Source organism: Desulfogranum aggregans (assembly GCF_055398265.1).
Genome location: NZ_AP042447.1, coordinates 1,616,676 through 1,628,693, shown reverse-complemented (window position 1 = coordinate 1,628,693; position 12,018 = coordinate 1,616,676). Strand labels below are relative to the sequence as shown.

The following is a 12,018-nucleotide window of genomic DNA, read 5'->3' as shown; positions in this document are numbered from 1 at the left end:
GTTTACAGCCTTATACACCTAGAAGGACAGGACAATGAGACACAGAAAAGCAGGTCGTAAACTTGGCCGTACTACCGCACATCGCAAAGCCATGCTCAGAAATATGGTCACTTCCCTGTTAGAGCATGAGCGGATCGTGACGACTGTACCTAAGGCAAAAGAAGCCCGTCGTCTAGCCGATAAAATGATTACCCTTGGTAAAAGAGGGGATCTCCACGCCCGGCGTCAGGCACTTTCCTATATCCGTTCCAAGGACGTGGTGAACAAACTGTTCAACGAACTTTCTGAACAGTACGCAGATAGACAAGGCGGATATACCCGTATTATCCGTACCGGGAATAGATATGGCGATGCTGCGCCCATGGCGATTATTGAACTGGTAGATTTTCAGGAAAGTTATGAAGACGAGAGCGAATTGGCAGACGATTAATTATCGCTGGGCACCAATTTGATAAGCTGGTATGCAGAGGCATACCAGCTTTTTTTTTGTTGAAAGAGTGAGTGATGAACATGAATGAGACTACTCGGCACGGATTGGTTCCTGAGGGCCGAACACTTGTTGGTAAAAATCCTTTCACATTTCATTGTCACCCTGGCGTCAGCTGTTTTCTTCACTGTTGCCATTCTGCAGAAATCCTGCTGTTTCCCTACGATATCATTCGTCTAAAACAGCACCTGAAAATTTCCTCCGCTCAATTCATTCGTGAGTATACGCGGATTGGCGAGGGGAGTCATTCGTATTTTCCAGGTGTTTTGTTGAATATGTCCCAGGCTAAAAATTATCCCTGTCCTTTTCTGGCAGAGGAGGGGTGCAGTGTTTATCCCGATCGTCCCTCTGCCTGCCGAACCTATCCATTGGAACGGGCCGTGGAACAAATTGGCGCCAGTCGTCGTTTGAAAATTCACTATTTCATGACCCACCACCACTACTGTAAAGGGCATTTTGAAGAGAAGCAATATACCCTCAAGCAATGGGAACGCGAACAGGGCCTGCATAATTTCAATGTGTATAACGAACTCTGGGCAGAGGTAGATGCCTTTTTCGCATCCAATCCCTGGCAGGGAGAGGGGAAGGCGGGTCCCTTGCAGCAATTGGCTTTTATGGTCTGCTATAATATTGATGACTACCGAGAATATGTGCTTGAGCACGACCTGCTCAAGCACTTTAAGCTTAATAAAAATGAACGTAAGCGAATTCTGGGTGATGACACAGCATTGCTGCAGTTTGGATTTCAATGGCTTTTGAGCATTTTAGGTGGTCAATCCTCTTTGGCCCATCGATAAGCGTTGGTGTCATCGACGTCACCACAGACTGTATATCCGCGTAACTCTGGCAATGGCGTCTTGAATTAATATTTTATTCGTGGTAACATAAAAATTTTTGTTTGAACCAGCTCGAAATGGGCTGAACTATTACACACATTCCGCTCGCCCCATGGTGTCTCTTTGATCAGAGATCGGGCCCAGGAATGGAGGAATAACCATAAAATCAGGAGAGGTACAATGGCACAAGTTACAATGAGACAGATGCTCGAAGCCGGGTTGCATTTTGGTCACCAGACGCGGCGCTGGAACCCGAAAATGAAACCCTACATTTACGCCCCACGAAACGGTATTTATATCATCAATCTTGATGTTACCATGAAGCTGTTTCGTAAGGCCTGCGATTATATAGCAGGTTTAGTTGCAGACGGCGGATCGGTGCTCTTTGTCTGCACCAAGCGCCAGGGACAGTCCATAATCAGTGAAGAAGCACAGCGTTGCGGTATGTACTTTGTCAACCATCGTTGGCTAGGCGGTATGATGACCAACTTTCAGACCATTAAGAATTCTGTGGATCGTCTGAAAAAAATTGAAGCCATGCAGGAAGACGGCACCATCAATAGATTTCCCAAAAAGGAAATCCTTCAGATGGAAAAGGAAAGGGTAAAACTCGATCGTAATATCGGTGGAATTAAAAACATGCGTTCGTTGCCGGACGTACTGTTTGTTATCGATCCTAACAAAGAAGATATTGCTGTAAGCGAGGCGCAGAAACTCGGCATACCTGTGGTTGCTCTTACCGATACCAACTGCGACCCTGATGGTATAAATTACGTGATTCCAGGAAATGACGATGCTATCCGTGCCATCAAGTTGATTACCTCTGCTGTTGCCCATGCCATACAGGAAGGCAAGGAACGGCGTGGAGAAGAAACTCCAGCCGGCAACGAGGAACTTGAAGCTGCGATGACCGCAACCGCAGAGCAGCCTGAGGAAACCCCTGCCGCCGATGCGGCACCTGCCGAATAATTACGATTTCCAGGGAAATTCCCTGAACAGATAGTACGTTGATTAAGGGCCTGAAAAGGGCCCTTCTTCGTGTAATGCATAGATACATGCCGCTGAGAAGAGTGTGATGCGGAGCAAACCAGAGAGTGAGAAGGAGAACGTAGCGTGAAAATTACAAGTCAGATGGTCAAGGAGTTACGGGATAAGACCAACGCAGGAATGATGGACTGTAAAAAGGCATTGACTGAAACCGACGGTAACCTGGAGCAAGCCGTTGACCTGCTCAGGCAGAAGGGGCTTGCGGTCGCTGCCAAGCGTGCTGATCGTGCCACCAGTGAAGGAGTTGTAGAAGCGTATATCCATGGTGGTGGAAAACTGGGCGTCATGGTCGAGCTTGGCTGTGAAACCGACTTCGTTGCAAAAACTGATGATTTCAAGGCATTTGCCAAAGACGTCGCCATGCATGTTGCGGCAGTTAACCCGGTTGCAATCAGCCGAGAAGAAGTACCGGCGGAAATGGTGGAAAGGGAAAAAGAAATTTATACCAAGCAGGCCCTTGAATCCGGTAAGCCTGAAAATATTGTTGAAAAAATCGTTACCGGTAAAATTGAAAAATACATCGCTGAAATTTGCCTGCTCGAACAGAAGTTCGTCAAGGATCCTGACCTTACCGTTCAGGATAAGCTCAACGAATTGATCGCAAAAATGGGAGAGAATATTTCCATCAAGAATATCGCTCGTTTTCAGATCGGCCAATAGTTTCTTTTTGTTGCACCAGTAAATCCCAATGCTTCGAAAAACCAGGTACGCTGGTTTTTCGAAGCTTCCAAACAGCCCAGGAGGCTGTGGCTCCATTTCTGCCGTTGCCTATCCTCTGCTTTCCGTACTGCACAGGTGATGGTATTTCTACCCTCCAACTTTTAAACAGGTCGTTACAATGACATTTAAGAGAATTCTCCTGAAAATCAGCGGGGAAGCGCTTATGGGCGCCAACGCGTACGGTATCAGTACAGAGGTGATCCGGTTTTTGTCTTCGGAGATAAAAAGCGTGCACGATCATGGAACCCAGATTGCCATGGTGATTGGAGCCGGCAATATCTTCAGAGGTGTTGCTGGAGCCGCTAAAGGGATGGATCGTGGGTCTGCCGACAACATGGGTATGCTCGGAACGGTGATTAATTCCCTTGCCGTGCAGGATGGTCTGGAAAACGTCGGGATTCCATGTAAAGTGATGTCGGCCATCACCATGCTCAACGTGTGCGAACCTTATGAGCGGGTCAAAGCACTTGACCATTTAGTGAACAACCGGGTGGTCATTTTTGCTGCCGGCACAGGTAATCCATATTTTACGACCGACACAGCAGCCGTCTTACGTGCGCTGGAAATCAAGGCTGATGTCGTTATGAAGGCCACCAGGGTTGATGGGGTATATGACAAAGATCCTGAGAAGTGCGATGATGCAAAGCGGTATACCACTCTTACCTACAACACTGTACTGCGAGATGACTTGAAAGTGCTTGATGCTGCCGGCATCTCTCTGGCACGGGACAACAACCTGCCTATTCTTGTCTTCAACATGAAGAAAGAGGGGAATATTGCCAAAGCCGCTCTTGGAGAGGAAGGAATTGGTAGCCTGATCACGGCATGATGCTGTATGATACGCTTTGGAACCAATCGAGGCTGTCCATCGATTGAGGATCGTTGATTATTTCTGCTGAGGAGTAATATTCATGGCAAATGATATTATAGAACAACTGAAAGGGAAGATGGATGCGAGTATAGAGGCCTTTAAAAGGGAACTCATTAAAATACGTACCGGTAGGGCCTCGCTTTCTCTGCTTGATGGGGTAATGGTTGACGCCTATGGTGCCCAGATGCCCATGGAGCAGGTGGGGACCATGACTATTCCTGAGCCCAGCATGATTGCCATTAAACCATGGGACCCGCAGATGCTACCCGCCATAGAGAAGGCCATCCTTGCTTCAGACCTTGGTCTGACACCTGCCAATGACGGCAATGTTATCCGGCTTTCCATCCCGCCACTTACCGAAGAGCGACGTAAGGAACTGGTAAAGCAGGTGAAAAAGATTGGTGAAGAGTTCAAGGTCGCTATCCGAAATGTACGGAGAGAGGCCAATGACACCCTGAAAAAGCAGAAAAAGGATAAGGAAATATCTGAAGACGACATGTTCCGGCTCCAGGATGAGGCCCAGAAAGCCACCGATGAATTCATTAAGCAGGTTGATGAGATCGTCAGCGGTAAGGAAAAAGAAGTAATGGAAGTTTAATTCCCTCTCTCCACCAAAATGGGAACCATTCCATTGAACAGTATAGTGCCCCGACACATCGCCATAATCATGGATGGCAACGGAAGGTGGGCGGAACAGCGTAATCGACCTCGTCTTTTTGGCCATAAAGCCGGGGTTGACTCAGTACGGGATGTTGTTGAAACCTGCCGTGAGATAGGGGTCCAGCACCTGACACTCTATGCCTTTTCCACTGAGAATTGGAAACGCCCGCAGGGTGAGGTTTCTGGTCTGATGGTGTTACTGAAGACCTATCTGGCCGGCGAGCTGCAGAATATGCTTTCCAATGACATCCGTCTTCACTGCCTTGGGCAGAGTGAACGATTGCCCCGGGAAGTGCGCAGGGTACTGGACCATGCCATTGAGCTTACAGCTGCCTGCAGCTCCATGCATCTGAATCTCGCCCTCAGCTACGGGGGGAGGAGTGAAATTATTTCAGCTGTGCGCAAGCTAGCCGACCAATGCGTAGCCGGCAAACGTCTGCCTGAAGAAATTACCGAGGATGTCTTTTCCAACGCCCTCTATACCGCGGGTCAGGAGGACCCTGACCTCCTTATCCGAACCGGTGGCGAATGCAGGCTCTCCAATTTTCTCCTCTGGCAGGCGTCTTATGCAGAGCTTTACTTTACCGAGCTGAAATGGCCGGAATTCAGACGACCAGAACTGCTTGAGGCAATCGAGGTGTTCAACCAGCGGCAAAGAAGGTTCGGCAAAACCGGCGCCCAGCTGAGCGGGGAGCAGCAGTAATGAGCCGTGTCGTCCCCGGTGTGGCGATGGCAGCCTGCTGTGTCGCTCTCCTCGTCTGGGGGACGCCTTTGCTTATCTCCCTGTTTATTGCCCTGGTCGCTGCCGGCAGCCTATGGGAATTTTTCCATATGAGCTTGCCGTCGCTTCCCCGGCAGGAATTGATTGTTTCGGTTTTGATCGCGCTTGTCCCCGCAGTTTGCGCGGTCGGCGGGGCCATGGAGATGGTGTTGGCCGGTATAGTGATCAGCATGTTGCTCACCGTTTTCCTGGTGCTCAAGCACTATTCAACCCTGGAGAACGTATACGCTTACATGAGCAGCATGTTGTTTGGCATCGTGTATGTGTCCACCTCGCTTGCTCACATGTCCATGCTCGCAGGAGTCGAACACGGTGCCTTTTTTCTCCTGCTGCTGCTTGCAGTTACCGCTGGTTCGGATACAGGTGCGTATTATATTGGTAAAACCTTTGGCCATAAAAAACTGTTGCCAGCGGTAAGTCCGAAAAAAACCGTTGCCGGTGCAATCGGCGGAATAGTATGCGGAACAGGTGCCGCCTTACTGGTGAATTTTTTTTTCCTGCCACAGCCATTCAATTCTGTCCGCCTCTTTCCTGCCGCAGTGGTACTGGTGATTATCGGCATGATTGGTGATTTGGCTGAGTCGGCAATTAAACGCTCTTTTCATGTCAAGGATTCGAGTACCATCCTGGCCGGTCACGGAGGATTACTTGATCGCATTGATAGTCTTCTTTTTGCCGGACCAGTACTCTTTTATTTCATCTGGTGGGGAGTGCTGCAATGAAACAGCTCGCTCTGCTCGGCTCCACCGGTTCCATCGGAAAAAACGTGCTTGAGGTGGTTCGCCGCTATCCTGGCAGCTATCGTATCGCAGCTATCAGCGCCGGCAGCAATACCCAGCTGCTGGCCGAACAGGTACGTGAATTTGAACCCGATTTGGTCAGCATCGGCGATGCGGATCGGGCAGATGAGCTTGCTCACCAGCTGCCGGCAGAATATCGATCACGAATTGTGACCGGCAACGATGGCAACTGCGCTGCTGCAGCGCTCGATACGGTGAATATGGTCGTCTCGGCCGTGGTCGGCAGTGTGGGGCTCCTTCCCGCCATGGCTGCCATCAGAGCAGGGAAGGATATCGGGCTTGCCAATAAAGAAACCTTGGTCATGGCAGGACGCCTGGTCATGGAAGAGGCCAAATCCGCTGGTGTACGCATTTTTCCCATCGACTCCGAGCATAGCGCCATATTCCAGGCCCTGGAAGCCGGACGGCGCGAGGATGTCCGTAAAATTCTTCTCACCGCTTCCGGCGGACCCTTTCGTCAGCTGGATGCGCAGGCGTTGCAGGAGGTTACTCCAGCCCAGGCGCTGTCTCATCCCAACTGGGATATGGGAAGAAAGATATCCATTGATTCAGCTACGTTGATGAACAAAGGGCTGGAGGTTATCGAAGCCCGGTGGCTGTTTGATGTGGAACCGGAGCAGATAGAGGTAGTGGTTCATCCCCAGTCGGTGGTCCACTCCCTGGTTGAATATGTAGACGGCTCAGTGGTTGCCCAACTGGGCATTCCCGACATGCAGATTCCCATAGCTTACGCGCTCTCCTATCCTGAGCGGTTGGATCTTCAGCTCTCCCGACTTGATTTGGTCCAGTGCGCCAACCTGACCTTTGAAGCGCCGGATACCGAACGTTTTCCGGCGTTGCAGATGGCCTATGACGCTCTGGCTGCCGGCGGCGTACAACCTGCTGTCCTCAATGCTGCCAATGAAGTGGCTGTTGATGCGTTCCTGAACGGCAGCATAGGCTTTACTTCGATCACTGCCGTTGTTGCCGCTGCACTTGCTCACAGCTCTGTTGGGGATGATACCGCCCTGGAAGCAATTCTTGCCGCAGACCGCGAAGCTCGCCAAACAGCCACTGAAGAGGTGCAGCGCCTGCAACCTCGCTAATTCGACACTCTTTTACACCGCGTCTTTCCTATGAATTCTCTGCTTTCCTTTGTTATTGTCCTCGGCATTTTGATCTTTGTTCATGAACTCGGCCATTTTCTCATTGCCAAGGCTTTTGGCGTCAAGGTCCTGAAATTTTCTCTTGGTTTTGGTTCCAAGGTCGTCAGCCGGCAGTGGGGTGAAACCGAATACCTGATCAGTGCCTTCCCGCTTGGCGGGTATGTCAAAATGTACGGTGAACACAGTAGCGAAGAGGTCAGTACCGGAGAGCTTCATCGTTCGTTTGCCCACAAACCGGTATGGCAGCGTTTTTGTATCGTGTTCGGTGGCCCGTTGTTTAATCTGCTGTTTGCGGTTTTCCTCTTTTTTATGATGTTTAACATTCTCGGTCTGCCGGAACCGGTCGATACAACGGTTATTGGCGAGGTCTCCGTCGATTCCGCAGCCGAGCGAGCGGGTTTGCAGGCCGGTGATGCAATCCTCGCTATTGATGGGCAGGACACCTTTTCCTGGAACGATGTATCGGAAGCCATAAAGAACAGTGGTGGTGATTCTGTTGAGCTTGTGGTGGATCGAGATGGAGAACGTCTGCAGATCAACGCTCAACCGACCATGCAGAGTATAAAAAATCTCTTCGGAGAAGCGGTCGGTGAACGTTACATGCTCGGCATCGTCCGCGATGATGCTCTGCAGTACACCGATGTATCGGTGGTTGAGTCAGGGAAGGCTGCACTGGTGCAGACATGGAATTTATCTTACCTGACAGTCATGGGGATCGTGAAAATGATCCAGCGGGTCATACCCGCAAGCGAACTGGGCGGCCCTATTCGGATCGCAGAGATCGCCGGCCAGCAGCTGGAGGCGGGGTGGGTGAATCTCATGTATTTCATGGGATTGCTCAGTGTAAATCTCGGTATATTGAACTTGCTGCCCATTCCGGTGCTCGATGGCGGGCACCTGGTTTTTCTGACCCTTGAGGGGATTCGGCGCAAACCGTTGGACGACCGTACCATGGAGATCAGTCAGAAAATCGGTATTGCCCTGCTGGGTACGCTGATGGTATTTGTCTTTTACAACGATATCCTGAGGATTGTACAACGGTGGCTGGCGTCCTGATCCTTTCTATTGAAACATCCACGGGCTGTGGCAGCGTTGCCCTGACTTCCGGGACATCGACAACGGGCAGGTTGATCGCTGAGATTACCCATCGTCCGGACGTCACCCATTCCAGACGGCTGCTCGGCAGCATCAGGCAATTGCTCGCGATGGCTGAGGTTGACTGGAAAGACCTTGACGGTGTGGCGGTAAGTATGGGGCCGGGTTCGTTTACCGGGCTGCGCATCGGGATGGCGGCCGCCAAGGGAATAGCTATGGCTGCTGACCTTCCCCTGCTCGGGGTGGTCTCGCTGGACGGACTGTCACTTCATTGCCTGGGCGTAGAGCGTCCGGTCTGTTGTATACTGGATGCCCGCAAAGGTCAGGTATATGGCGCTTTGTATCAGTATAACCCGGAGCAACAGTACATGGAGCGGCAAGGCCCGGTCGAGTCGTTTACCCCGCAAGCGCTTGTCCGGCGAATAACCCAGCCTACCTGTCTTGCCGGTCCCGGCTGCCGTCCCTACCTGGAATATTTCCAATCGCAGAAATTGCTGGATATTCTCCCCGATCCTCTGATCCAGCCACGAGCCGGGTTCGTCGGCTTCCTGGGTGCCAAACAGTTGGTTCGGGGTGATATATCGCCCCCGGAACAGTTGACGCCTTTCTACGTCCGTGCTTCTGAAGCCGAAATCAATGCCGACCGGCCTAAACACACTGGCCGGTGACCAACCCACCTGGAACAGGAAATGTCATGATTCAGCGGAAAAAGACCCGTCAGATTGCAATCGGTCCGCTATTCGTCGGTGGCGATGCGCCGATCAGTGTGCAGTCAATGACCAATACTGATACCGCGGATGTTGTCGCAACCGTTGAACAGATTCATAGGCTGGAGGCCGTTGGGTGCGACTTGATTCGGGTCGCTGTTCCCGATATGGATGCAGCTCGCGCTATCGCCGATATCCGTGGACAGATTACCATTCCCCTCATTGCCGATATTCATTTCGATGCACGCCTGGCCGTGGCCGCCCTGGAGTACGGTGCCCAGGCCATCCGCATAAACCCGGGAAACCTGGGCGGTAAGGTAAAACTCACCACCGTTGTTGATGCCGCCAAAAACCATGGGGTATCAATTCGGGTGGGGGTGAACTCCGGTTCCATAGAAAAGGATCTGCTGGAACGCTACGGTTATCCCACCCCGGAAAATCCGGATGCCTTGATCAAGAGCGCGCTGAGAAATGTTACCCTCCTGGAAAAAGAAGGGTTTACCGAGATGAAAATCTCGATCAAATCGTCCGATACCTTAACGACCATAGCTGCCTACCGCCAGCTGTCATCAGTTACCGATTATCCTCTTCATATTGGTGTGACCGAAGCCGGCGGGCTGATTCCCGGTACAGTGAAATCAAGCGTTGCCCTGGGGATCCTCTTGTATGAGGGCATCGGCGATACCTTTCGGGTGTCGTTGACCCGTGATCCGGTAGAAGAGGTGCGGGTCGGGTATGAGCTGCTTCGTTCACTGCGTATCCGTGAGCGGGGACCGGAAATGATCTCCTGCCCCACCTGCGGCCGCACCCGCATCGATTTGTTTGGTCTGGCTGAGCAGGTGGAGCAGCATCTGCAAACCATGAAAAGCAACCTCAAGGTTGCGGTTATGGGGTGTGTGGTCAATGGCCCAGGTGAAGCTCGCGAGGCGGATATCGGCATTGCCGGGGGGAAAGGTGTAGGGATCATCTTTAAAAAAGGCCAACTGTACAAAAAGGTTCCGGAAAACGAATTGCTGGACGTTTTTCTGGCCGAACTCGACCTCATGGAAGAGGAAAAACGAAAAGAACAAGGGTGAATCGCTTCAGCCCGGATGTTCATTAACCGGTTGCTGCTTGCAGCCATACTTATTGGGAGTGTTGTTCATGCGCTACTCGCATCTCTTGTTGCCTACCACAAAGGAAACACCTGCTGAAGCTGAGGTGATTAGCCATCAGTTGCTGCTGCGCGGCGGCTTCATACGGAAACTGACTTCTGGAATGTATACCTATCTTCCGCTGGGCCTGACGGTCCTGCAGAAGGTAACGGAAATCGTTCGCGAGGAAATGAACAGAGCCGGTGCTCAGGAGATTCTGATGCCAATGGTGCAGCCTGGCGATCTGTGGCGAGAATCAGGTCGCTGGAAGAAGTATGGTCCTGAGCTCCTTCGCTTTCAGGATCGTCATGACCGGGATTACTGCCTTGGACCGACCCACGAGGAGGTGGTAACCGATATCGCCCGCCGTGAACTCCATTCCTACCGTCAATTGCCGGTGAACCTTTATCAGATCCAAACCAAATTCAGGGATGAAATCAGGCCCCGTTTCGGCCTGATGCGCGGCCGTGAGTTTGTGATGAAAGATGCCTATTCCTTTGATGTGGACGATGCGGCTGCCAGTACAAGCTACGAGATCATGCGCGATGCCTACTACCGTGTTTTTGAACGGTGCGGGCTGGAGTTTCGGGCTGTCGAGGCCGACAGCGGAGCTATCGGTGGCTCCTTCTCGCATGAGTTCATGGTTTTGGCTGACACCGGGGAAGACACCCTGGTTACCTGTGAACAGTGCAGCTATGCGGCAAATGTGGAGAAGGCGGCAATCGCAGCAGCCGGTGAACCCCGGTCCATGTTCGAAGGTCTCCCGCCCATGGAAAAAGTCGAAACTCCAGGCACAAAAAAGGTCGATCGGGTTGCCGAGCTGCTGCAGGTTACGGCCGCTGAGGTGGTGAAGACCATGTTCTACCTTGCAGACGGGGAGGTGGTAGCCGCCCTGGTTCGGGGTGATCGTGATGTCCAGGGAGTGAAACTGAAAAATCTGCTTGGCGTCGATGATGTAGAACCGCTTGCCGAGGAAGAAGTCTGGCCCCGAACCAAATTGCCTGCCGGTTACCTCGGACCGGTTGACCTGGAGATGCAAATTGTCGCAGACCAGGAAGTCATGATCATGGAAAGCTGCGTAACCGGTGCCAACGAAAAAGGGTACCACCTCAAGGGTGTTGTCCCTGGGCGGGATTTTACGCCAACGATTGTCGGCGATTTACGGCAGGTGACCGTTGATGATCCGTGTCCCCTGTGCGCAGGCACTCTTCGCCTGACCGAAGGGATTGAAGTGGGGCATATCTTCAAACTGGGGACCGGCTACTCCGAGGCCATGAACGCCACCTACCAGGACCAGGAGGGGAATGAGCGCCATTTTGTCATGGGGTGCTACGGAATCGGGGTGAGCAGGGTGGTCGCCGCCGCCATCGAGCAGAACCATGACCGCAACGGTATTATATTCCCCGTGCCCATGGCTCCGTTTCAGGTCATTATTCTCAACCTCAGCCTGAAGAACGAGGCAACCTGCGAGGCAGCGGAAGCCCTCTATGCGGAACTCAAAAAACAGGGGGTTGATGTCCTCTATGATGATCGGGATGAGCGACCGGGCTCTAAGTTCAAGGACGCTGACCTGTTGGGAATTCCCTTCCGGGTGACTTTCGGCAAGACGTATGAAAAGAGCGGAGAGGTTGAACTTCGTGTGCGAAAGGATGGTACCTCTGAGAATATTCCTTATCCGGAAACCGCCGCTTTCATAGGAAATCTTATCAGCGAGGCGCTGGCCTGAGATAATCCTC

The 12,018-nt window shown here is 51.8% G+C and carries 13 protein-coding genes; all 13 read left to right on the top strand.

Going from position 1 to position 12,018, the window contains the following annotated elements:
• Nucleotides 1–34: 34 nt before the first annotated feature.
• Entirely contained in the window at nt 35–430 is a 396-nt protein-coding gene (gene rplQ, locus ACZ52Z_RS07395) for a 50S ribosomal protein L17 (RefSeq protein ID WP_464270113.1), read from the top strand.
• 80 nt (nt 431–510) lie between these two features.
• Nucleotides 511–1,284, top strand: coding sequence for a YkgJ family cysteine cluster protein (locus ACZ52Z_RS07390; protein WP_464270112.1), 774 nt, complete (start codon nt 511–513; stop codon nt 1,282–1,284).
• Nucleotides 1,285–1,503: 219 nt separating this feature from the next.
• Nucleotides 1,504–2,292, top strand: coding sequence for a 30S ribosomal protein S2 (rpsB, locus tag ACZ52Z_RS07385; RefSeq protein ID WP_464270111.1), 789 nt, complete (start codon nt 1,504–1,506; stop codon nt 2,290–2,292).
• A 144-nt stretch (nt 2,293–2,436) separates the two neighbouring features.
• Nucleotides 2,437–3,030, top strand: coding sequence for a translation elongation factor Ts (gene tsf / locus ACZ52Z_RS07380; RefSeq protein WP_464270110.1), 594 nt, complete (start codon nt 2,437–2,439; stop codon nt 3,028–3,030).
• A gap of 178 nt (nt 3,031–3,208) precedes the next feature.
• Nucleotides 3,209–3,919: a UMP kinase gene (gene pyrH, locus ACZ52Z_RS07375; protein WP_464270109.1), complete on the top strand. Its 711-nt coding sequence runs from the start codon at nt 3,209–3,211 to the stop codon at nt 3,917–3,919.
• Between the two features lie 82 nt (nt 3,920–4,001).
• Nucleotides 4,002–4,559, top strand: a complete 558-nt coding sequence (frr, locus tag ACZ52Z_RS07370; protein ID WP_464270108.1) for a ribosome recycling factor — start codon at nt 4,002–4,004, stop codon at nt 4,557–4,559.
• 18 nt (nt 4,560–4,577) lie between these two features.
• The gene (locus ACZ52Z_RS07365; RefSeq protein WP_464270107.1) at nt 4,578–5,324 is read left to right on the top strand and encodes an isoprenyl transferase; all 747 of its coding nucleotides are present in this window, start codon (nt 4,578–4,580) and stop codon (nt 5,322–5,324) included.
• Complete coding sequence (locus tag ACZ52Z_RS07360) at nt 5,324–6,124, top strand: phosphatidate cytidylyltransferase (RefSeq protein WP_464270106.1); 801 nt, start codon at nt 5,324–5,326, stop codon at nt 6,122–6,124. Before ACZ52Z_RS07365 ends, ACZ52Z_RS07360 begins: the two co-directional genes overlap by 1 nt.
• Nucleotides 6,121–7,287: a 1-deoxy-D-xylulose-5-phosphate reductoisomerase gene (locus ACZ52Z_RS07355; RefSeq protein WP_464270105.1), complete on the top strand. Its 1,167-nt coding sequence runs from the start codon at nt 6,121–6,123 to the stop codon at nt 7,285–7,287. Before ACZ52Z_RS07360 ends, ACZ52Z_RS07355 begins: the two co-directional genes overlap by 4 nt.
• Before the next feature lie 30 nt (nt 7,288–7,317).
• Nucleotides 7,318–8,403 carry an RIP metalloprotease RseP gene (gene rseP / locus ACZ52Z_RS07350; RefSeq protein WP_464270104.1) on the top strand — a complete coding sequence of 362 codons (1,086 nt, stop codon included), beginning with the start codon at nt 7,318–7,320 and terminating at the stop codon, nt 8,401–8,403.
• Complete coding sequence (tsaB, locus tag ACZ52Z_RS07345; RefSeq protein ID WP_464270103.1) at nt 8,388–9,110, top strand: tRNA (adenosine(37)-N6)-threonylcarbamoyltransferase complex dimerization subunit type 1 TsaB; 723 nt, start codon at nt 8,388–8,390, stop codon at nt 9,108–9,110. The genes rseP and tsaB overlap by 16 nt, the downstream gene beginning before the upstream one ends.
• Before the next feature lie 26 nt (nt 9,111–9,136).
• Entirely contained in the window at nt 9,137–10,225 is a 1,089-nt protein-coding gene (gene ispG / locus ACZ52Z_RS07340; protein WP_464270102.1) for a flavodoxin-dependent (E)-4-hydroxy-3-methylbut-2-enyl-diphosphate synthase, read from the top strand.
• 67 nt (nt 10,226–10,292) lie between these two features.
• Complete coding sequence (locus ACZ52Z_RS07335) at nt 10,293–12,008, top strand: proline--tRNA ligase (RefSeq protein WP_464270101.1); 1,716 nt, start codon at nt 10,293–10,295, stop codon at nt 12,006–12,008.
• The last annotated feature ends 10 nt before the right edge of the window (nt 12,009–12,018 follow it).